Source organism: Maribacter sp. PR66, assembly GCF_028464205.1.
In the GTDB taxonomy this organism is placed as follows: domain Bacteria; phylum Bacteroidota; class Bacteroidia; order Flavobacteriales; family Flavobacteriaceae; genus Maribacter; species Maribacter flavus.
Genome location: NZ_JAQPCH010000002.1, coordinates 413,828 through 435,155 on the forward strand (window position 1 = coordinate 413,828; position 21,328 = coordinate 435,155).

Annotated in this window: 19 protein-coding genes and 2 tRNA genes; 9 read left to right on the plus strand and 12 right to left on the minus strand. The window is 42.4% G+C overall.

Translation table 11 applies throughout. From position 1 onward, the window contains the following. Window positions 1-88: 88 nt before the first annotated feature. Window positions 89-1,612 (minus strand): acetaldehyde dehydrogenase ExaC, encoded by a 1,524-nt coding sequence (gene exaC / locus PP181_RS06715; RefSeq protein WP_272636470.1) that lies wholly within the window; start codon window positions 1,610-1,612, stop codon window positions 89-91. A gap of 205 nt (window positions 1,613-1,817) precedes the next feature. Here exaC and PP181_RS06720 point away from each other — a divergent pair, with 205 nt between their 5' ends. Beyond that, window positions 1,818-2,735: an AraC family transcriptional regulator gene (locus tag PP181_RS06720; protein WP_272636471.1), complete on the plus strand. Its 918-nt coding sequence runs from the start codon at window positions 1,818-1,820 to the stop codon at window positions 2,733-2,735. 6 nt (window positions 2,736-2,741) lie between these two features. Here PP181_RS06720 and cysS read toward each other — a convergent pair whose 3' ends face one another. Both cysS and folE read right to left on the minus strand, forming a co-directional pair. Next, window positions 2,742-4,220, minus strand: a complete 1,479-nt coding sequence (gene cysS / locus PP181_RS06725) for a cysteine--tRNA ligase (protein WP_272636472.1) — start codon at window positions 4,218-4,220, stop codon at window positions 2,742-2,744. 15 nt (window positions 4,221-4,235) lie between these two features. Next, window positions 4,236-4,916, minus strand: a complete 681-nt coding sequence (gene folE / locus PP181_RS06730) for a GTP cyclohydrolase I FolE (protein WP_272636473.1) — start codon at window positions 4,914-4,916, stop codon at window positions 4,236-4,238. A gap of 325 nt (window positions 4,917-5,241) precedes the next feature. Between folE and PP181_RS06735 the strand changes: the two genes are divergently transcribed. Next, entirely contained in the window at window positions 5,242-6,699 is a 1,458-nt protein-coding gene (locus PP181_RS06735; protein WP_272636474.1) for a T9SS type B sorting domain-containing protein, read from the plus strand. Window positions 6,700-6,750: 51 nt separating this feature from the next. On the opposite strand, the gene PP181_RS06740 is transcribed toward PP181_RS06735, so the two are convergent. Together PP181_RS06740 and PP181_RS06745 are read right to left on the minus strand one after the other, a co-directional pair. Next, a complete protein-coding gene (locus tag PP181_RS06740) occupies window positions 6,751-8,256 on the minus strand; it encodes an OmpP1/FadL family transporter (protein ID WP_272636475.1) in 1,506 nt (501 codons plus the stop codon). A gap of 27 nt (window positions 8,257-8,283) precedes the next feature. After that, a complete protein-coding gene (locus PP181_RS06745) occupies window positions 8,284-9,678 on the minus strand; it encodes a hypothetical protein (RefSeq protein ID WP_272636476.1) in 1,395 nt (464 codons plus the stop codon). Window positions 9,679-9,773: 95 nt separating this feature from the next. On the opposite strand from PP181_RS06745, the gene proS reads away from it, so the two are divergent. The 4 genes from proS (at window position 9,774) to rpsT (ending at window position 11,813) form a co-directional block, all read left to right on the plus strand. Then, entirely contained in the window at window positions 9,774-11,249 is a 1,476-nt protein-coding gene (gene proS / locus PP181_RS06750) for a proline--tRNA ligase (protein ID WP_272636477.1), read from the plus strand. A gap of 80 nt (window positions 11,250-11,329) precedes the next feature. Further along, window positions 11,330-11,401 (plus strand) — tRNA-Glu (locus tag PP181_RS06755). 37 nt (window positions 11,402-11,438) lie between these two features. Beyond that, window positions 11,439-11,510 (plus strand) — tRNA-Glu (locus tag PP181_RS06760). A 51-nt stretch (window positions 11,511-11,561) separates the two neighbouring features. Next, entirely contained in the window at window positions 11,562-11,813 is a 252-nt protein-coding gene (gene rpsT / locus PP181_RS06765; protein ID WP_272636478.1) for a 30S ribosomal protein S20, read from the plus strand. Window positions 11,814-11,866: 53 nt separating this feature from the next. Here the strand turns inward: rpsT and PP181_RS06770 are convergent, their stop codons facing one another. The 3 genes from PP181_RS06770 to rho form a co-directional block, all read right to left on the minus strand. Further along, a complete protein-coding gene (locus PP181_RS06770; RefSeq protein WP_138257463.1) occupies window positions 11,867-12,556 on the minus strand; it encodes a hypothetical protein in 690 nt (229 codons plus the stop codon). 3 nt (window positions 12,557-12,559) lie between these two features. Next, window positions 12,560-13,195, minus strand: a complete 636-nt coding sequence (locus PP181_RS06775) for a hypothetical protein (protein ID WP_272636480.1) — start codon at window positions 13,193-13,195, stop codon at window positions 12,560-12,562. Between the two features lie 123 nt (window positions 13,196-13,318). After that, entirely contained in the window at window positions 13,319-14,923 is a 1,605-nt protein-coding gene (rho, locus tag PP181_RS06780; protein ID WP_272636481.1) for a transcription termination factor Rho, read from the minus strand. Window positions 14,924-15,123: 200 nt separating this feature from the next. Here rho and PP181_RS06785 point away from each other — a divergent pair, with 200 nt between their 5' ends. Next, window positions 15,124-15,534 (plus strand): DUF4293 domain-containing protein, encoded by a 411-nt coding sequence (locus PP181_RS06785; RefSeq protein ID WP_272636482.1) that lies wholly within the window; start codon window positions 15,124-15,126, stop codon window positions 15,532-15,534. A gap of 184 nt (window positions 15,535-15,718) precedes the next feature. Here the strand turns inward: PP181_RS06785 and PP181_RS06790 are convergent, their stop codons facing one another. Next, on the minus strand, window positions 15,719-16,213 hold the full coding sequence (locus PP181_RS06790; protein WP_272636483.1) for a metallophosphoesterase family protein: 495 nt from the start codon (window positions 16,211-16,213) through the stop codon (window positions 15,719-15,721). A gap of 81 nt (window positions 16,214-16,294) precedes the next feature. Here PP181_RS06790 and truA point away from each other — a divergent pair, with 81 nt between their 5' ends. After that, complete coding sequence (gene truA / locus PP181_RS06795; RefSeq protein ID WP_272636484.1) at window positions 16,295-17,047, plus strand: tRNA pseudouridine(38-40) synthase TruA; 753 nt, start codon at window positions 16,295-16,297, stop codon at window positions 17,045-17,047. Beyond that, complete coding sequence (locus tag PP181_RS06800; RefSeq protein ID WP_272636486.1) at window positions 17,037-18,803, plus strand: ABC transporter ATP-binding protein; 1,767 nt, start codon at window positions 17,037-17,039, stop codon at window positions 18,801-18,803. The genes truA and PP181_RS06800 overlap by 11 nt, the downstream gene beginning before the upstream one ends. Before the next feature lie 9 nt (window positions 18,804-18,812). Here PP181_RS06800 and PP181_RS06805 read toward each other — a convergent pair whose 3' ends face one another. Genes PP181_RS06805 through folP form a run of 3 tightly spaced genes read right to left on the minus strand, consistent with a single transcriptional unit; the run spans window position 18,813 to window position 21,252 of the window. Next, window positions 18,813-19,589 carry a DUF3667 domain-containing protein gene (locus PP181_RS06805; RefSeq protein ID WP_272636488.1) on the minus strand — a complete coding sequence of 259 codons (777 nt, stop codon included), beginning with the start codon at window positions 19,587-19,589 and terminating at the stop codon, window positions 18,813-18,815. After that, window positions 19,589-20,374, minus strand: coding sequence for a diadenylate cyclase CdaA (cdaA, locus tag PP181_RS06810; protein WP_138257471.1), 786 nt, complete (start codon window positions 20,372-20,374; stop codon window positions 19,589-19,591). The genes PP181_RS06805 and cdaA overlap by 1 nt, the downstream gene beginning before the upstream one ends. Window positions 20,375-20,427: 53 nt before the next feature. Next, window positions 20,428-21,252 (minus strand): dihydropteroate synthase, encoded by an 825-nt coding sequence (gene folP, locus PP181_RS06815; protein WP_154916926.1) that lies wholly within the window; start codon window positions 21,250-21,252, stop codon window positions 20,428-20,430. Window positions 21,253-21,328 lie beyond the last annotated feature (76 nt).

A 21,328-nucleotide genomic window follows, 5' to 3' on the forward strand; every position in this document is an offset into this window, starting at 1 on the left:
ACAGGCATGTAACCTTTGATGATTAAAATAATCATTTCGCAGTGTGTTTAACGCTTATTTTAATCATGTCGGTTTCATTTTTATGTTATTAAAAAAATCCCATAGGCTTCTTATCGTAAGAGATAAGCATGTTCTTCGTTTGTCTGTAATGCGCTAGCATCATCTTATGGTTTTCCCTACCGATACCGGATTTTTTATATCCACCAAAGGGCGCATGAGCAGGATACAGGTGATAGCAGTTCACCCAGACCCTACCGGCCTTGATAGCCCTAGAAACCGTATAGGCTTGGTGTGTATCCCTCGTCCATACACCAGCTCCCAGTCCGTACAAGGTATCGTTGGCGATTTCAATGGCTTCTGCCTCATCCTTAAAGGTAGTTACACAAACTACGGGTCCAAAAATCTCTTCTTGGAATACGCGCATTTTATTATTTCCTTTTAGCACGGTGGGCTGAATGTAGAATCCGCCTTCCAAGCCTTCATTGTAAGCCTGTTCACCACCGGTCAAGACCTCACAGCCCTCTTCCTTGCCAATTTGGATATAGTTGAGGATTTTTTCAAACTGGTCGCTGGAAGCTTGGGCCCCCATCATGGTATTTGGATCTAGTGGATGTCCCATTTTAATGGCTTTCGTTCTTTCGATTACACGCTCCATAAAGGCTTCAAAAATACTTTCCTGAACGAGCATCCTAGAAGGACAAGTACATACCTCACCTTGGTTTAAAGCGAACATATTCGCCCCCTCGATACACTTGTCAAAGAATTCGTCGTCTGCGTCCATGATATTCTCAAAGAAGATATTTGGGGACTTTCCGCCCAATTCCAGGGTTACAGGCGTGATGTTTTTGGAGGCATATTGCATAATCAATTGCCCGGTTGTAGTCTCTCCGGTGAATGCGACCTTATTGATTCTTGAGCTTGATGCCAAGGGTTTGCCTGCTTCGGCTCCAAAGCCGTTAACGACGTTAAGAACACCAGCGGGAAGAATATCCTGGATCAACTCAACAAGGATAAGAATCCCTACAGGGGTCTGTTCAGCGGGCTTTAGGACTACACAGTTTCCTGCTGCCAATGCTGGGGCCAGTTTCCAAACCGCCATCAAAATAGGGAAGTTCCAAGGAATGATCTGTCCAACTACTCCCAAAGGCTCGGTAACGTTTAAGGCAACGGTATTACTGTCCAATTCACTTACGGATCCTTCTTCGGCCCTGATAACCCCGGCAAAATATCTAAAATGGTCTATGGCCAATGGTAAATCAGCTGCCCTTGTTTCGCGAATGGCCTTGCCGTTATCCCACGTCTCCGCTCTCGCCAAAACCTCCAAGTTTTTTTCCATTACATCGGCAATTTTCAAAAGCATATTGCTTCGTTCTGTTGCCGATGAATTGTTCCAAGAAGATGCCGCTTCCCATGCCGCATCAATGGCTTTTTCAATATCCTCCGCAGTAGATCTCGGGATTTTTGTAAAGGATTTCCCGTCTACAGGCGAGGTGTTTTCAAAATACTCACCTTTTACAGGCGCTGTCCATTTTCCACCAATAAAATTTTCGTATTGGTTCTTGAATGTCGGTTTTTGTAGCACATCTTGGGCTACGGTTGCAGTGTTGCTCATCTTTTAAAATGTTTAAAAATTAAAAATTGGTTATGCGTTTGTACAGTTCTTTAAAATGATTCTTTTAAAATTACTTATTGGAAAATGGAATGGTCTGACGAATTCTATGAATAAGGTGAACAATCCTATCATAATTTGCCATAATGATTATTTTGGACATAAATATTTGTATATTCATTATTATTTGATTGATAAATATTAAGGAATGTTAAAGCTGTCCGATGCTTTTTTAGAAGGGAGACGATTGGAGACCATGGTGGAGAACCAAACATCTTATATTTTGAAAAATGCCGCCATGCATGTTTTTGAAACCCATGAACAAGCGGATAAGGTAATACTGAAATTTGACCAACCCGTTCTGGCCAGTATGATAGAAGGAAAAAAAGTGATGCATCTTAGGGATTACGAATCTTTCGATTTTTTGCCGGGGGAATCCCTTGTGCTGCCCGCCAATGAAACCATGTGTATCGACTTTCCAGAGGCAAAATCCAAAAACCCGACCCGTTGTCTGGCCATGGCTATTTCAGAAGAAAAAATTAGGAATGTCCTTCAGTTCATGAATGAAAGCATGACAAAGGATGACGAAAAAGAATGGAGCTTAATGGATTACAACTTCCATTTTGTGAACGACCAGGGGATTTTTCAAATTTTACAGCGATTGCTTTTTCTTTTTTCCGAAAACCATCCCTCCAAGGACTTCTTTGTAGATAATATGTTACGGGAACTCATCATACGCATATTGCAGACCAACGAACGAAAAATCTATACGAGTTCACAAATTGCCATCAATAGCAATAACCGACTTTCCTATGTCATTAGGTACATACGTGAAAATCTCCATGAACCTTTGAATGTGGAGGATTTGAGCAAAAAGGCTTACATGAGTCCCTCGCATTTTCATAGGGTCTTTAAAAATGAACTGGGAATTTCGCCCATTGAGTTTATAAATAACGAACGGATAAAACTGGCGACCGGTCTGCTTCAAGACCCAGGATTGAATATAAAGGATGTGTATATGCAATGTGGTTTTGAAAGTAGGTCCTACTTTAACCGCGTTTTTAAGCACAGGCAACAACTCTCCCCTGGGGAATACCAATCCAAAATCAAAACGATACGGTATTAACTGCGATTATAGGCTGTACGTAGTACCTTCCTTACCATCCTTTAGTTGGATGCCCAGTTCGGCCAATTGATCCCGAATTTTGTCCGAAGTGGCAAAATCCTTGTTCTCCCTTGCTTCTTTTCTTAACTGTATCAACAACTCTACGACCCCGCTCAATTTTTCCAAGTCCGCATTGGAGCTTTGCTTGTCCTCAAGGCCCAACACGTCAAAGACAAAACTCTTCATCGTATCAAAAAGAATTTCCTTGTCCTCTTTGGTAATCGTTTCGGAACCTTCCTTGATAAGATTGATATGCTTCACGGCATCAAAAAGTTTCGCAATGAGAATTGGTGTGTTAAAATCGTCGTTCATGGCATCGTAGCAGGAATGTTTCCAAGTTGGTACATCAAAATCCGACTTGCTTCCAATCGGCAGGCTATTAATGGATTTGATGGAATCCATTAGTTTATTGAAGCCTTTTTCCGAAGCTAGTAAAGCATCGTTGCTGATATCCAAAATACTTGTATAATGTGCCTGCATCATAAAGAAACGTACCATGGCCGGTGAAAATGGTTTGCTAAGAATATCGTTTTCACCCGAAAAAATTTCCCCGGGAAGGATGCTATTTCCAGTGGATTTTGCCATTTTCTTGCCGTTTAAGGTCAACATATTGGCGTGCATCCAGTATTTTACGGGCGACTTCCCATTACTAGCTTCAGCTTGCGCTATTTCACATTCGTGGTGCGGGAATTTCAAATCCATTCCCCCTCCATGGATATCAAAGGTCTCCCCAAGATATTTGGTGCTCATGGCGGTGCACTCCAAATGCCAACCAGGAAATCCGTCACCCCAAGGAGAAGGCCATCGCATGATATGTTCCGGCTCCGCTTTTTTCCATAGGGCAAAATCCTGTGGGCTTTTTTTATCGTCTTGGGCCGTGAGTTCGCGGGTATTGGCGATCATGTCCTCCAATTTTCTTCCGCTTAATTTACCGTATTCGTTGGTCTCGTTGAACTTTACAACATCAAAATAAACAGAACCGTTCACCTCATAGGCATAACCCTTCTCCAGGATGTCCTTTATGATTTCAATCTGCTCAATGATATGTCCGGTCGCCGTAGGCTCTATACTTGGCGGAAGAAAATTGAATTTTTCCAGTATGTTGTGAAAGTCCACGGTATATCGCTGCACCACTTCCATAGGTTCCAACTGTTCCAATCGTGCCTTTTTTGCAATTTTGTCCTCACCATCTTCCGCATCGTCCACCAAATGCCCGGCATCCGTAATGTTTCGCACATACCTCACTTTATAACCCAAATGACGGAAATATCTGAAAATCATATCGAAGGACATGAAAGTCCTACAATTTCCAAGATGCACGTTGCTATACACGGTGGGGCCACAGACGTACATACCAATGTGGCCTTCGTTTATGGGAATAAAAGTTTCTTTTTTGCCAGTAAGTGAATTATGGACCTTTATTGTTTGCTCTTGATACAATGGCATTTTATGAGGATGAAATTAAAATTGCGTGTCCATGTTTATATATTCGAGGAATTCATTCCTGATGGCCTCTTGCTTGAACTTGCCGCCATATTCTGCAGTTACCGTACTGCTTTCAATATCACGGATACCCCTGGAATTCACACAAAGATGTTTGGCGTCGATGACGCAAGCAACATCCTCGGTTCCTAGAACTTTCTGTAGTTCCCGTACAATCTGAATATTCAATCTTTCCTGAACTTGAGGTCTTTTGGCATAGTAATCTACAATACGGTTCATCTTGGAAAGTCCCACCACGGAACCATTTGAAATATAAGCGACATGGGCCCGGCCTACAATAGGCAATAAATGGTGCTCACAGGTAGAGTAGAGGGTGATGTTTTTTTCTACCAACATCTCTCCATACTTGTATTTGTTGTCAAATGTGGAGGAATTGGGTTTTCTATCGGGGTGCAGGCCACCAAAAATTTCCTTCACGAACATTTTTGCAACCCTATTAGGCGTACCTTTAAGACTATCATCCTCCAAGTCCATTCCCAAAGTGAGCAGGATTTCCCGAACACTTCCCTTGATTCTTTCTATCTTTTCTTCATCACTAAGAAGGAAGGCGTCCTTGCGTAAAGGAGTCTCTTCCGACGAGGAAATGTGGTCATCTCCCAATTGTTCAAAATGTTCCTCCAATGTACCCTCTGTTTTCATGTAAACTGAACTTTAACAAGGGGCAAAGATATGCATTATATAATACTTAATGACATTTCAAGGTCCCATACCTATTATAAATCGATGTTAAGTTTGGCCACTTTGCATTATGGTGATTACTACTTAAAATCCCTTGGAAAACATATTTCATTTCCTCACTCTGTGGTCTTGGTAAGCTTGTCATTAATAGGATTTTCAAAGGAGTTCAAATCGACCGCATGTGCCGTTTATCGATTAAGTGTCCAAATAATCCGGTGAAAAATACTAAACCTAGTATAACCTAGTTATTATATACGTTAAAGTATATTACTAGCCCCATTGAAATATGCGAACACTCGTCGCTACTATTTGCTGTTTGCTCCTACTGGTTGGCAAGGCAAAAGCCCAAAACTCTCCAGATTGTAGAACGGCCATCCCTGTCTGTGCCGATGCCCCTATAATGGGTTTGGCTGACGGTGGTGGCGATATCGATGATTTTGACCCGGAAGTTATTAGGCAAACTGGATGTTTGGAAAAAGGCAGCGTAAGCTCTGCGAACATAGAAAACAATACCTCTTGGTTTGTATTTAGGGCGGGTACCGGAGGGCAGGTAGGTTTTGATATTGAGGCTTTACCGTCCGGAGGAAATTCAACCCCAACAGCCGAATGGGATTTTGCCGTTTATGGTCCGTACGACCAATTGAGTGGACAGAATTTTTGTTCTATTATTGGTGATGGCACCTCGGAGCCCATACGTTGCAATTACGAAGTGAACAACACGAATTTTACAGGTATAGGCGTAAATCCCGAAAACGGTCAGGAAGGAGCTCCCTTTTTGGTGGGTAGCCAAAATACCTATGATGAATGGTTGGATGTCCAACCTGGTGAAATCTACTATATCTTAATCAATAATTTCAATACGAATTTCGATGGCGACCCGGAGCCTTTTATGTTAACGTTTACGGGTAGTTCCGTAAACGAGAATCAAAATACGGCCTTGGATTGTACGTTGCGCGACGAGTTTTTGGGTTTGGATATCATAGCTTGTGAAGGGGACCCTGATATCGTTTTGAGTGCCTTGAATTCGCCCGCAGGTTCTGATATTGCAAATGTTGAATGGACGGTGGATTATGAAGACGATGGAGTTGTGGATGGCACTTTGGCCGGATCTGGTCCTTTTGGAGCGGAATTAGTAGTTACCAGTCCAAATTCAGGACGATATTTTGCCACTATCACCACAGCATCGGGTACTCCGCCAACGGTCGCCGACCTAGGTGGTATTCTAATTACCTTCTATGGAGTTCCAATTTTGGATCGCGTGGAGGTTTTGGAGACCAATTTGTCCGTTGACCCAGACGCCAACAATGTTGAGATATTTGTGGATGGTGATGGTGATTATGAGTATGCCATAAACGGAGGGGCTTTTCAAGATGACCCCGTGTTTCTAGATATTCCACCCGGTATCAATACGGTGGTAATCAATGATAAGAACGGCTGCGGTATTACGGAACCGGTTGAGTTTTTGGTAGTTGGATATCCCAAGTTTTTTACGCCCAATGGGGATACTGTCAATGACGAATGGAACGTAAAGGGAATTGAAACCCTTACGAATCCAATTGTATATATTTTTGATAGATACGGAAAACTGTTAAAACAATTGGGTGCAGTTGAAGGTTGGGACGGTACTTACAATGGTAGACCCATGCCATCGACAGATTATTGGTTTCGGTTTGAGTACGAAGAGGACGATGCAGGCGTTCTGGTGGCCAAAACACGACAATCCCATTTTACCCTAAAACGATAAAAAAAAAAAGGACCGAATCATTCGGTCCTTTTTTAATATTATTTAATCGGATTAAAAATTCAGGGTGTAGCTCAAAGTACCAAAGGTGTTAGTCCTTGTAATCATGGCGGGCGTGTTCAGTCCTGTGTCAAAAAGCCTTTCGTTCATATCCTGCGAAGTTTGGCTTAGTGCAAGATCCAATCGACTTCCTCCAAAATTAAAACCAACACCCGCCGAGAAACCGTTTAGGTCATTTATAGTATTTCCATTCACATAGGGACTTTGTTCGTATCTATATCCTCCACGTAGACTTACCATTCCCAATCGGTATTCACCTCCAAGTCGTATGGCGGAAACACCGCCCAACTCATTTGAAATTTGATTGTTTACGGTTTGAAAGCTATTGTCGTTTGCGGGTCTTAATTCGGCCTGTGAGAAATCCTGATAACCATAGTCCAAACTTAACAATCCGTTTTTACCAAAGACCAAGGCAACGCTACCGTTTAATCTGGCGGGGGTTTTGACGGTATATCTTTCGAACAGGTTTACGATGTTGAAATCGATAAAATTAATATCGTCATCGGCCAAATCGGAATTTATTCTTTGGGAAAAATCATCCGTAAGTCTATACCATGTAGGGGATTGATAACTAGCGCCCAAACGAACAAAATCGTTTAATTTGGCAATCGCCCCTAAACTAAATGAAAACCCGTTTCCTTCGGTGCTCAATAAATTGTCAAACGTTGTATTTTGGATAGGTGAATCCGTATCGTAACCATTTTCGGTGAACTGCGTCAACTGGTCGTAGATAACATTGTGAAAATTCAGGGAAGCCCCTAAATATAGGTTGTCCCTAAATTGACTGGCCGCATTTACGGTAAACTTACTATTGTATCCCGTAGTCGTTTTTAAAAATTCTTGGTTCACGGAGGAGTATCCTGTATTGCTTATGTAATTCGTGGTGGCGTCATCCGGACTTTCAGGATCTAAAATTCCGCCATAATAACCTAAGAATGCCTGTTGGTCACGAAAACCTTGAACCGCGCCAATATCAAGATAGGCATCTTCGATAAATTCATCCTCTTGAATAAGAATGGAGCCAAAGGGTACTCCTTGGGCAAAATTCAAGAAGTAATTATCGATGCCTTGATTGCTATTTCCTGTAATGAAGACCTCGTTCTCAAAACTTTGGGTCATGTCATAGTTGAAAGCCAAGGAAAACTTTTTCCAGTCGGAATTTTGATCTGTGTTGTTAAAGACAAAGGCACCCCCTATTTGGTTCAAATCGATTTCATTCCGATTTGTATTGGATAACGTTCCAAAATAATTTGCATCGTTTTCCCTTCTAAAATGAGTACCTGAAAGGGTCATTAAGCTATTGTTAAAAACCGCGGAACCAGCAGGGTTTATGTTTATGGCGGACATATCTCCTCCTAGTGCGCCAAAAGCGCCACCCATGGCCTGAAATCTTGCCGTGCCCGGGAGTTCCTCGAGACCGTAACGCAGGACATCGTTAATATTTTGTGCGCTGGCCGTAAGGCAAAGGCATAGTGTTATGAAAGTGAATATTCTTTTCATCTTGCAATCTTTTTAAAGTTGAACTGATTAGCGGTTGCTACGGCCACCTGAAGATCTACCACCTCCGGAAGATCTACCTCCGCCACCGGATGAACGGGACGACCCGCCACCTCCTGAGCTTCTGTAGCTACCGCCAGAACTACTCCTTCCAGAACTATAATTACCTCCGGAACTACTTCTGCCGGAACTATAGCTTCTACCGGAACTATAGCCCCTACTGGAACCCATGCTCCTGGAAGTGCCATAAGAAGAACTACTTCTTCCAGAACTGGATCCTCTATAGGTAGAGGTTCTAGGGGTTACGGCCCTACTGGTCCTACCGGACATGTCACTCCTGCTATAGGTTGATGATGACCTTGCCGTTCCACTGTAATAGCCATTACTTCTTGAATTGCTATAATATCTTGGTGTGGCCCGTGTGCTCCTACTGGTTCTATAGGCCCTGTTCTGGTCAGCGCTTACCGTACGTCTGCTCAATGAGCTGCTTCTTGTGTTGGCAGAACTCCTTGAGGAAACCGCCCTATCCGAAGTTCTGTATCTAGGGGAAGTACCCCTTGTATTTACGTTTGATCTGCCACGCAATGCGGTTGAACCATTGTTTACGGTATCGTAATAGCCGCGTCTTGTCCTGTTGTTTGAGAACGCATAATTTCTTCTTAAGTTGTTGCCATAATAGCCTCCCCAGCCCCAATTACCGGCCCAGCCCCAATTGTTCCATCCGTTCCAGCCCCAATTGTTCCAGCCCCAACCAAAGCCGCCTCCCCAGCCCCAGTTGTTCCAGCCCCAAGGGTTGTTCCATCCCCAGCCCCAACGGTTCCAGCGATTCCAGCCCCAATTGTTCCAGCCCCAAGGGTTGTTCCATCCCCAGCCCCAACGGTTCCAGCGATTCCAGCCCCAATTGTTCCAGCCCCAACCGAAGCCGCCACCCCAGCCCCAGTTGTTCCAAAGCCAAGGATCGTTCCAGCCCCAACCGAAGCCACCACCCCAGCCCCAATTGTTCCAGCCATTATCATAAACATTTATAACAACGTTTTGGCCGTTATCGCCCCAACCTCCAAAACCTTGGTAGTCGTTTGGGCTATCATAATAATCGGTCAATTGATTTTGAGGAATACTATCGCTAAGGTCGTTACTGGAATACGAATCTACGTCCGTAAATATCTCGCTATCCAAGATTTGACCATATTGATCGGCCTTTTGTCCAAAATACTCCGTAAAGGTATCGGACTCCTCTGACCTGGTCGTAGGATTGTATTGCCTATCCGGTCTACGTTCCACGGTTCTAGGGGCATCATCGGCGTAGATTCCGTCGTTGTCGTAATAAGAAGCTTGTTGGTATGAACCACAGGAAACCACTAGCATTGCCAGTGAAGCAACCATCAGTCCATATAAATATTTGGTGTGGGATGTGGAATATATCATCGTTCTAAAATTATATTGTTGAACATAGTAAAAATAACTAGTTTTACCGCATTATTTTCTTTAATAAGCACAAGATTTGTGCCAAACTCCGAACAATGGGTAAAAATTTGACTTCTAGAAGCGAGGATTATTCCAAATGGTATAATGAGTTGGTCGTTAAGGCCGATTTGGCCGAAAACTCCGGCGTAAGGGGCTGTATGGTCATCAAGCCCTACGGCTATGCTATTTGGGAAAAAATGCAGGCAGGCCTTGACAAAATGTTCAAGGATACGGGACATGAAAATGCCTATTTTCCGCTATTCATCCCCAAATCATATTTGAGCAAGGAGGCCAGTCATGTTGAGGGCTTTGCAAAGGAATGTGCCGTGGTAACCCATTACAGACTAAAAAATGATGAGGATGGAACCGGAATCATTGTAGACCCCGATGCAAAACTGGAAGAGGAATTGATCGTGAGGCCAACTTCGGAAACCATCATCTGGGATACCTTTAGAAAGTGGATCCAATCCTATAGAGATTTGCCTTTGTTGATAAATCAGTGGGCGAATGTTGTTCGTTGGGAAATGCGCACCCGACTTTTTCTGAGAACCGCCGAGTTTTTATGGCAGGAGGGGCATACGGCCCATGCCACGGAACAAGAAGCGATCGAGGAGGCGGAACAGATGATGCATGTTTATGCCGAATTTGCGGAGGAACATATGGCCGTTCCGGTTATCAAGGGATTAAAAACCCCAAGCGAGCGATTCGCGGGAGCCATTGAAACGTATTGTATAGAGGCTTTGATGCAGGACGGTAAGGCATTACAGGCTGGTACGTCCCATTTTTTAGGTCAGAATTTTGCCAAGGCCTTCGATGTTAAATTTGCGAGCAAAGAAGGAAACAAAGAGTATGTTTGGGCCACTTCTTGGGGGGTTTCTACACGCTTGATGGGTGCGTTGATCATGACCCACTCAGATGACAATGGTTTGGTGCTTCCTCCAAAATTGGCACCAATTCAAGTAGTAATAGTACCTATTTATAAAGGTTTGGAACAGTTGGACGAAATTTCTGAAAATGTAATGCCTCTGGTAAAGGAATTAAAATCTAAGGGAATATCCGTAAAGTATGACGATAGGGATACTCAGAAACCTGGATTCAAATTCAACGAATACGAATTGAAGGGGGTTCCCATCCGTTTGGCAATAGGGCAGCGCGATCTGGCCAATGGTACTTATGAGGTGGCACGAAGGGACACTTTGGAAAAATCCACGGTACCGGCGAGCGAAGTCGTTGAGAAAATCGAATTTTTGTTGGAGGATATTCAAAAGACAATATATAAGAAGGCCTTCGATTACAGAAAAGAGCATATTACAAAGGTTGAAACCTATGATGAGTTCAAGAATATTCTGGAAACCAAGGGAGGCTTCATATCCGCCCACTGGGATGGAACCGCAGAAAGTGAGGATCGCATAAAGGAAGAAACCAAAGCAACCATTCGTTGTATTCCTTTAGATGCTAAGGATGAGGAAGGTAGTTGTGTTTTGACGGGTAAACCATCTTCTAAGAGAGTGTTGTTCGCAAAGGCTTATTAAAAGATTTTAAAAAATCATAATTGGGAGTTGCGATAGTGAAAAATAATTGTATTTTTGCATCCGCAATTACGCAAAGTAATGGCCCGTTCGTCTAGGGGTTAGGACGCCAGGTTTTCATCCTGGTAACAGGGGTTCGATTCCCCTACGGGCTACGAAAATTTGGAACTTAATGTTCCGTATTGGCTTAATGGCCCGTTCGTCTAGGGGTTAGGACGCCAGGTTTTCATCCTGGTAACAGGGGTTCGATTCCCCTACGGGCTACAAGAAATAAATGGATGTTGGAATCCACCAAAAATATAATTAGGAAATAAGATGGCAAACCATAAGTCGGCATTAAAGAGAATTAGAAGGAACGAAGCGGTACGCTTACGTAATAGGTATCAGCACAAAACCACACGTAATGCAATCAAAAAATTGCGTACTGAGGGAAACAAAAAGGATGCCGAGGCATTATTGCCAAGTGTGGTAAGTATGATAGATCGTTTGGCAAAACGCAATATCATCCATAGCAATAAGGCCGCCAACTTAAAAAGTAAATTGGCAAAGCACGTAGCTGCCCTTTAAGAATATTTAAAAAATAATTTTTTAAGACCCTCCATAATGGAGGGTTTTTTGTTTTATCCAAAGGCTCTTTTTCTGGAAACAAAAAAACCAATGCAGAAACTCAAGTGCATGAGTATAATTAGAATGTGTAGAATTGACCGAAAACCATAGTCCAGCCAAAGCTGATATCTCAGATATCCGACTACGAAAAGTATTGGAGCGAAAATGTGAAAAATGATTAAACCCAGACTCACCCAGAAAACAAGGTTGTAGGGTTGAACAACGGGAAGATGCGATTTCCGTTTATCGTAGAAATATAGAAAAATGATGAATAATAGCGTCCAAGAAGCAACGGCATTTGCATAGAAAAGGGTGGTATGCGTAGGATTTTGGAAAAAACAGGATATCAAATAGGTTAGCATTGCCAAAATACTTACGGTACGTATCCAACTTTTGTACTTCTTGTCTTTAATCAAATTCCAGTACACGTAGAAAAAGAAAGGAAAAAAAATCAAATCATAGATATTGTAAATAATATCGTTGAATCCTGTGTCCTGGACATTTGGAAAAAATGAAAAATCCGGATAGTATCTAATGAAATAACCCAAAATTTCATTCAACAGTGTATAGGCCAGTATTGCCGGTAGGTACTTTAAATACGTATCGAAATATTTCGGGTAGGCGATTATGGACAGGATTAAGGAAAAAATATAGGCAAAAATGAAATAGTCCCTCTGTAGGAAATCAACTAGTTCTTGTAGCATCTGTTAGAAGTCGGTTTTGGGTGGAGGTCCTCCATTCCCTCTATTTAAAGTCAGACTTGTTCCTCCTTGCAAAACCGGGGCGGCGTTTGTTTTAGGGATGAATGAGGCTTCGGATTTTTCCCTTCCCTCCTTTGAATTATCACCTTGTTGGGAAGCAATCCAATCGCGCACTAACTTGGCCTTCCCTTCTGCATCAATAAAAATGCCCCCGTAGGCCCCGTCAACTTGGGCTGTGGGTAACAGAAATACCGTGTTTTTATTAGGATATCCTCGGCTTGTGTTTCCATAATTTCCCAGATATATCCGAATGCTATCGGCCTCTGTACCTCCATTTTTTGCCTCCTGTTTCACATATTTGAGGTAGTTTTCAAGAACTTCTATTTCAAAAGAAATAAACTGGGTAGGTTCAAAAGGATTTTCGTCCTTTTGGTTTTCCGATTCCATTTTTTCTATGAAAGCGGCCCTTCTATTTTTGTAGTTTTCGTAAAGTGAGTCCGCTTCCTCTAGGGATATAATTTGTTTGGGGGCGGTAAGTACTTCTTCCTTGACTTCTGTAGGCGGTTTTTCCTGATTTTGTTTGCAAGAAACCAAGGGAATCAAAAAAATAAAAATCAGGAGAGGTTTGCATAAATTCTTCATAGGTTCAGGATATTGGTTAAATTCTCAGGGGAAACTTCTTTAAAGATAGGGTTTTATTTCAATTTAGGGTATAAAAAAGCTCCAGTGGTGACCCATTGGAGCTTTAATTTATTTGGTCCAGGATTACTGATTCATAGTCATTAAGAACTCCTCGTTGTTCTTTGTTTGTTTGAATCGTTGCTCTATGAACTCCATTGCTTCAACCGGGTTCATATCTGCAAGGTACTTGCGCATGATCCACATACGTTGTAAGGTGTTTTCATCCAATAACAAATCGTCTCGCCTTGTACTTGAAGAAGTAAGGTCTATGGCGGGGAATATTCTTCTATTGGCAATTTTACGATCTAATTGAAGTTCCATATTTCCGGTACCTTTAAATTCCTCAAAGATAACCTCGTCCATTTTAGAACCGGTTTCGGTAAGCGCCGTAGCGATGATGGAAAGGGACCCTCCATTTTCAATATTTCTGGCCGCTCCAAAGAATCTTTTTGGTTTATGAAGCGCATTGGCGTCCACACCACCACTGAGCACCTTACCTGAAGCGGGTTGAACCGTATTGTAGGCCCTTGCCAATCGGGTAATGGAGTCCAGGAGTATCACTACGTCATGACCGCATTCTACCAATCTTTTCGCTTTTTCAAGAACGATGTTCGCTACACGAACATGTTCAGAGGCTTCCTTGTCAAAGGTAGAGGCTACAACTTCGCCACGAACGTTTCGTTGCATATCGGTAACTTCTTCAGGTCGCTCGTCAATTAACAGTATAATTTGATATACCTCTGGATGATTTGCCGCAATACCGTTGGCAATGTCCTTCAATAACATCGTTTTACCGGTCTTGGGCTGTGAAACAATCATGCCCCTCTGTCCTTTTCCAATGGGTGAGAACAAATCGATGATTCTTGTTGAGATGGTACTTTGCTTTTCTGCCAAATTGAATTTTTCCCTTGGGAAGAGTGGGGTCAAGTGTTCAAACGATACCCGGTCACGAACAACTTGCGGATCGATTCCATTAATCTTATTGACCTTGATCAGTGGGAAGTATTTTTCGCCCTCTTTTGGGGGTCGGACATTACCCAATACCGTATCTCCTGGTTTTAGGCCAAAAAGACGGATTTGGGATTGGGACACATAAATGTCGTCTGGTGAGGACAGGTAATTATAATCTGAAGATCTAAGAAATCCGTATCCGTCCTGCATAATGTCCAGAACGCCCTCGCTAGTGATGATACTGTCGAACTCATATTCGGGTTCTTTGTACCTATTTTTAAGGTCTTTGTCAAAATTACTCTTGTCATGGGTGTTACGCGAGTGATTTTGTTTTCGATTGTTCTGATTTTTATTCTGTTGCGAGCTTTTTTGATTGTCCCTTTTAGAATCGTTATCGTTACCTTTTTGACGGGGCTTGGTGTTCCTTTGCTCGTTGGAATTTGTTTTTGGGGTATCGTTGCTTTGGGCCTCGTTGGTTTCCGTTGGCTTTGCGGAAGCATCCTTCTCTTCTTGTTTTTCGACCTTGCTTCTGGAAATCCTAGGTTTTTTGGTCTTTGGTTTTTCCGGTTCCGAGGGTGCCACGGTAGCCGCCACTTTTGGGTTTGCCGCCTGTAAGTCTAGAATCTGATAGACGAGGTCCAGTTTTTTTAAGGTCTTAAATTTGGGAACGTTTAGTTCTTTGGCAATTTCCTGAAGCTCAGGAAGCTTTTTTGATTTTAAATCTGAAATCTCAAACATTAAATATGTAAATAAGTTAAATGTATTTTCTAGGGATACGAAGAAATCTGACTCTAAATTAATAGGATAAAGAGGGATAAGGTTTCCCTTTGGTAAGTGTTAAAATCATTAACGTTACAATATTACAAATTATTTTCAATATTTGGTGGATAATTCTTAAAAAGACCTTTATTTTTGTGCCTCCAAGGACCACAAAGAGTATGATTCAAAGAATTCAGACCATTTATTTAATTGTTGTTGCACTATTGTCCGGTGTGCTGCCGTTCTTTGTAAATCTGTGGTCAGATGCCAAAGGGCAGGAAATTTATGCGAGCAATGAGATTTTGGTATCCATATTGTTTTATATAATTGGGGCCTTGGCCTTATGGACCATTTTTTTATTTAAAAAAAGAAAGAACCAGTTTGTGTTGAACCGGTTGAACATGATATTAAACCTTTTTTTACTAGGACTTTTCGTTTATCGGTCCCTAAATCTATCCGGAGAGACTACAGTTTCTGAGAAGGGTATTGGGATGCTGATTCCTGTATTTTCTATCGTTTTTTTAGCCCTTGCCAATAGGGCGATTAAAAAGGATGAAGATCTTGTAAAATCTGTGGATCGTCTACGTTAAACCTAACATCTTAGTAGTATTAGTGCGAAAACCCGGGGTAGTTCCCGGGTTTTTATTTACAATACCAAAGGGTTTAAATATTCCGGTTTGAGTTACTTGCAATTAAGTTTTTTTTCTGCCGATACTTTCCTTGGAATTGACCATAAGGCTCCCAATCCGTTTGTGCGGGCTTTCTAAACCTAGCTTACCTTTTTCCAAGCTCTATAACTTCCAAATCTTTAATTTCCTTTCCGTCTATGGTAAACCGTAACATGGTCCTCACTTGGTGAAACCCATGTTTGCCGCAGGCACCGGGATTCATATGTAACAGACCTACATTTTTATCCCACATAACTTTTAAAATATGGGAATGGCCGCAGATGAAGAGTTTTGGGGGATTTTTTTTGATTTCCCCGCGTGTGTTGGGGTTGTACTTGGGAGGGTATCCTCCAATGTGTGTAATCCAAACATCCACTTCCTCGCACATAAACCTATTGTTGAGCGGGTATTCCTGTTGGATACTGTGATCGTCAATATTGCCGTAAACGGCCCTTAACGGTTTTAAAGCGGAAAGTGCATCACATACCTCTAGCGAACCAATGTCCCCCGCATGCCAGATTTCATCCGCCATGGCGGCATATTTCAAAATGGTCTCGTCCAAATGGGAATGGGTATCGGAAAGCAAAAGGATTTTGGTCATAATATTGGTATCGGCATAAAGGCCTTGTCTTCTAATTTTTGGTTTTAATATCTTTGTTAGCTACAAAACTAGCGTATCCCTTTGAGATATTTTATTCAGTTCTCCTATTTTGGAAAGAAGTACCACGGGTGGCAAAACCAGCCCAACGCTATTACCGTTCAGGAAGTATTGGAAGGCGTGGTATCAAAACTCTTGAGGAGTCCCGTTGAAATTGTGGGTGCCGGAAGAACGGATACAGGGGTGCATGCCAGGGAGATGTTCGGTCATTTCGATTTTGAACCCATCGTCGATATAGAAAATCTTATCTATAGAATAAATGCATTTCTCCCCGGGGATATTGCCGCCCAAGGTATTTTTCCCGTTCAAGACGACACCCATGCCCGATTTCATGCAATCTCCCGTTCGTACGAATATTGGGTCTGTCAGAAAAAGGACCCATTTTATAAGGATACGGCTTTTTTCGTGAAAAAACCGTTGAATCTTGATTTAATGAATACGGCCGCTGAACTGCTCCTGGGAAAGCAGGATTTTGAATGTTTTTCCAAATCAAAAACAGACGTGAAGACCTATTTTTGTGATGTTAGAACAGTATATTGGGAACAAGAAGGTGATAAACTTGTATTCAAGATTACCGCAGATCGCTTTCTTAGGAATATGGTCAGGGCTATCGTAGGGACACTTTTGGATGTGGGTCACGGGAAGTACCCACCAAAGCATGTTAAGGCTATCCTAAAAAGTAAGGATCGGTCGGAGGCCGGTGTTTCGGTACCTGCAAAAGGACTATATTTGACATCGATTACCTATCCAAAGAATATTTTCAAGCATGAGCGATAATACCGGCAACGCCTTTGATACAAGACTGTTCAAGCGCTTGATGAAGTATACGGGGCCGTACAGGCTTACTTTTTTTGGCGTGGCCTTGGCCGCAATTCTTTTATCGGCCTTTGCCGTGCTCACGCCATTACTTCTAAAGAAAATCATTGACGATGCCATTAAAGGTAGCGATGCCGATAAACTGCTATACCTAACATTGGCCATGCTGGCGGTACTTCTGGGGCAGGTAATTTCACAATTGCTGTTCAATTATTACGCTAATTGGTTGGGGGAATCCGTAATCAGGGACGTACGCATAAACCTGTTCCAGAAAATGCTGGGATTCAAAATGAAGTATTTTGACAATTCCTCTTTGGGCGTTTTGGTGACAAGGGCGGTAGCGGACATGCAGCGCATTGGGGAGATTTTCAGTCAGGGTTTTTTTGTAATCGTGGCGGATTTGTTGAAAATGGTAGTAGCTGCTGGCGTAATGATCTACATCAATTGGAAACTGGCCTTGTTGGTCTTTTCAGTGCTGCCCATAATTTTATATGCCACCCGACTCTTCCAGAAGGCCATGAAAGTCGCTTTTACAGAGGTAAGAGCGGAGGTTTCCAACCTAAATTCCTTTGTGCAGGAACGTATTACGGGAATGAAAATCGTACAATTGTTCACCAGGGAAAGGATAGAGAGTGAAAAATTCAGGGAAATCAATGAAAAGCATCAAAATGCCTGGCTACGGACGGTTTGGTACAATTCCATTTTCTTTCCCATTGCCGAAATCGTTTCTTCCATTACGGTAGGTTTGGTAGTTTGGTACGGTGGCTTGCAGAACGTAGCCAACATTACAAACGATGTGGCAGGTACGGTCTTTGCTTATATAATGTTGATCGATTTACTCTTTAGGCCCCTAAGACAGATTGCGGACAAGTTCAATACCCTACAAATGGGTATGGTCGCCGCGAACAGGGTCTTTAAGATTTTGGATACCGATAGTTCCATTGAGGATAATGGCCAAATAGAAAAGACTCACGTAAAGGGTACGATCCAATTTAAGGATGTCCGCTTCGGGTATTTGGAGGATGAGGAAGTATTGCACGGCATCTCCTTTGATGTAAAGGCCGGTGAAACCATAGCGATCGTGGGAGCAACGGGAGCTGGTAAATCCACCATAATAAATTTATTGAACCGGTTTTACGAGATCAATTCCGGTAAGATTCTGGTAGACGGAGTCGATATCAAGGATTATACATTATCCTCGCTGAGATCCCATATTGCGATCGTACTACAGGATGTCTTTTTGTTTGCCGATACCATTGCCAACAATATTTCCCTAAAAAATCCCGACATATCCGTTGGGGACATCGAGGAGGCCGCCAAGGCGATTGGCGTGGACGAGTTCATTGCAAGCCTTCCGGGCGGTTATGAATACAACGTAAAGGAACGAGGAAGCATGCTGTCCAGCGGTCAAAGACAGTTAATCGCCTTTTTGCGAGCCTATGTTAGCAGGCCCAGTATTTTGGTGTTGGACGAGGCTACTTCCTCCATTGATACCTATTCTGAACGTCTGATACAACAGGCTACAGAGCGTATTACCAAAGGAAGGACTTCCATCGTTATCGCCCATAGATTGGCAACCATAAAAAAGGCCGATAAAATCATTGTCATGGATGCAGGAAACATCGTGGAAATGGGATCCCACAAAGAACTCTTGAAAAAAGGCGGATATTATAGAAATCTTTACGAAGCCCAGTTCTTGGCAGAGGAAGTGGCGTGATGGTCGGTTCTAAGCAGTGGGTTTAAAATCCTCTGGCTGAATAGTTCCCGTCAGAAAAAGAATTATTGGGATGATAATGGATAGACTGAAATAAAAGATGGTAAATAACATCCAAAATATCAGGACCTTTGACCAAAGCTCAATTCCTTTTTCACCTGCGATCCTTTTTATAACATAGGCAGAATACAAATACATGAAGAAAATTGCTATGAAACTAAATTTCATGTAGAAACTTGGTATTAAGGCTAAAATTATGAGGGATGGTATAAAAATACCCAATGAATATTGCGCCAGGGTATAGGTGAATATGACAATCCTTTCGGAAAAGTTGTATTTTTTTGCCTGGAAATTCAGCCACCCCGCAATAGCCATCATCGGTATATATAAAACGAATAAAATGGCTTGGTAGTCGAGAATTGCGTCCCAGAATTTTCCCTGCCAAGCTTGGGACTGGCCCGTTCCTAAAACATCCATATCGAACTGGCCACTGTTCTTTCGCATAAAGAATACGAGAAGACCGGAAAGTGTAATGGCGATTCCCAAGTAACTGATTGGGTTTAAGTACTTTTTACGTATTCCTTCAATATAACCTACAATTACCGATTCTGGTTTTGAAAAAAGATGGGTAAATGTCCGTAAAAAAGTGTTGTCCACATTAAAATACCTTTCAATGGCATCATACCAAAGATTTTTTACGGTTAGCCTATTGCGTATCACTTGGGCTCCGCAATCCGGACAATAACTGTAGTCCGTTCTTAAAGTATTCCCACAATTTTTACATTGCATTATACAAGGTCTTTTTTCAAAAGCGTTATCAATTGTGCGCCAGACTCAAACAGTATAAATTCCCCGTTTTTTATATAGGAAATCTGTCCGGTTTCCTCGCTTACCACCAAACAGAGTGCATCCGTTTTTTCGGTTATGCCTATGGCGGCTCGGTGCCTAAGACCGTACCGGAGCGGAATACTACGTTCATTGGTGACGGGTAAAATGACTCGGGTCGCCACAATGTAATTATCCACGATTACCGCGGCACCGTCGTGTAAGGGGCTGTTCTTGTAGAAAATACTTTCTATGATGGGCTGGGTGACCTCAATGTTCATTCTGTCGCCCGTACTTTTTATAAAATCCAAGGAATTGCCCCTTTCTATGACCAAAATTGCTCCGGTCTTTGAAGCCGACATTTTTTCACAAGCCTTAACGATTGCCTCCACATCAATACTCGTAGTATCTCCCTCCTGTTTTAGGAATTTAAAATGCTTTACGAAGTTTCGTTTATTGGCAAAATTTGTGGAACCGATCATTAGAAGGAACTTTCGTATCTCCTGTTGAAAAACGATTATTAGGGCTATAAGCCCCACCTGCATGAAGGCACCCACGATGCTACTGATCATCTCCATGCCCAAAAGCTCCGTAAGTTTCCAGAAGGCCCAAACAATGACAATACCAATGAAGATGTTAATGGCCGCAGAACCACGGACCAATTTATAAACATAGTAGAGGAGTACGGCCACCAAAACGATATCCAGGATATCCGTAATCTTAAAATCGATAAAATTTAAAAAATCCAAAGAGTGCCGTTTCTGTAAAATTAACAAAAATAGATGAACAAGTATCTCCAAACTTAAGCGGTCAATTGCTTGTAAATCTTGATACATTCCATGGCCTCCGCAACATCGTGCACCCTTAAAATGGATGCCCCTTTTTCTAACGCTAACATATTGAGGGCGGTTGTTCCATTGAGGGCATGCTGGGCGTCCGTACCCAAGAGTTTGTATATCATGGATTTACGGCTAAGTCCGGCCAAAATGGGTCTATCGGTCATGGTCAACAAATCCAAGTTTCTCAATAATTCATAGTTCTGTTCCAAGGTTTTGGAAAAGCCAAAACCTGGATCGATGAGGACATCGATGATTCCCTTGGATCTTGCCACGGACAGTCGTTCGGAGAAATAGAACATGATTTCCTGTAGCAAATCCTCATAGAATATTTGTTCCTGCATGGTTTTGGGATTGCCCCGCATGTGCATCATAATGTAAGGAACGTGGTATTCCGCTATTACTTCCATCATGGCTTCGTCCAAAAGTCCGGCAGAAATATCGTTGATCAATGCGGCGCCCCGTTCAAGAGCCTCTTTGGCTACTTTTGATTTGAACGTGTCTATGGACACCAGGGCGTCGGGAAATTTGTTTAGGACAAGTTCAAGTACGGGCAATAAACGTTTCAGTTCCTCATCGGTGCTGATTTCGTCGGCTCCGGGCCTTGTACTGTAAGCGCCAAGGTCGATAAAAGTGGCGCCCCAAGAGAGCATTTTTTCCACTTGTTCCAAAATGTCACGTTCATTATTGTACTTACCGCCATCGTAAAAGGAATCTGGGGTAAGGTTGAGGATGCCCATCACTTTGGGATTTGTCAAATCAATAAGTTTTCCCTTACAGTTTATCGTCATACGGTCCTTTTGGTCATTGGGATGGTTTTAAGTTTGAACTCCCAATCTTGATGGTTACAAATTTTTGAGCGAAATT

Coding starts and splice junctions, on each gene's coding strand:
- folE (WP_272636473.1), bottom strand. CDS start 4,916: ATGAAAACAGAGGGTACATTGGAGGAACATTTTGAACAATTGGGAGAT.
- PP181_RS06740 (WP_272636475.1), bottom strand. CDS start 8,256: ATGAAAAGAATATTCACTTTCATAACACTATGCCTTTGCCTTACGGCC.
- PP181_RS06745 (WP_272636476.1), bottom strand. CDS start 9,678: ATGATATATTCCACATCCCACACCAAATATTTATATGGACTGATGGTT.
- PP181_RS06785 (WP_272636482.1), top strand. CDS start 15,124: ATGATTCAAAGAATTCAGACCATTTATTTAATTGTTGTTGCACTATTG.
- folP (WP_154916926.1), bottom strand. CDS start 21,252: ATGACGATAAACTGTAAGGGAAAACTTATTGATTTGACAAATCCCAAA.
- exaC (WP_272636470.1), bottom strand. CDS start 1,612: ATGAGCAACACTGCAACCGTAGCCCAAGATGTGCTACAAAAACCGACA.
- PP181_RS06720 (WP_272636471.1), top strand. CDS start 1,818: ATGTTAAAGCTGTCCGATGCTTTTTTAGAAGGGAGACGATTGGAGACC.
- PP181_RS06775 (WP_272636480.1), bottom strand. CDS start 13,195: ATGAAGAATTTATGCAAACCTCTCCTGATTTTTATTTTTTTGATTCCC.
- proS (WP_272636477.1), top strand. CDS start 9,774: ATGGGTAAAAATTTGACTTCTAGAAGCGAGGATTATTCCAAATGGTAT.
- PP181_RS06735 (WP_272636474.1), top strand. CDS start 5,242: ATGCGAACACTCGTCGCTACTATTTGCTGTTTGCTCCTACTGGTTGGC.
- rho (WP_272636481.1), bottom strand. CDS start 14,923: ATGTTTGAGATTTCAGATTTAAAATCAAAAAAGCTTCCTGAGCTTCAG.
- PP181_RS06805 (WP_272636488.1), bottom strand. CDS start 19,589: ATGCAATGTAAAAATTGTGGGAATACTTTAAGAACGGACTACAGTTAT.
- PP181_RS06800 (WP_272636486.1), top strand. CDS start 17,037: ATGAGCGATAATACCGGCAACGCCTTTGATACAAGACTGTTCAAGCGC.
- cysS (WP_272636472.1), bottom strand. CDS start 4,220: ATGCCATTGTATCAAGAGCAAACAATAAAGGTCCATAATTCACTTACT.
- PP181_RS06770 (WP_138257463.1), bottom strand. CDS start 12,556: ATGCTACAAGAACTAGTTGATTTCCTACAGAGGGACTATTTCATTTTT.
- PP181_RS06790 (WP_272636483.1), bottom strand. CDS start 16,213: ATGACCAAAATCCTTTTGCTTTCCGATACCCATTCCCATTTGGACGAG.
- rpsT (WP_272636478.1), top strand. CDS start 11,562: ATGGCAAACCATAAGTCGGCATTAAAGAGAATTAGAAGGAACGAAGCG.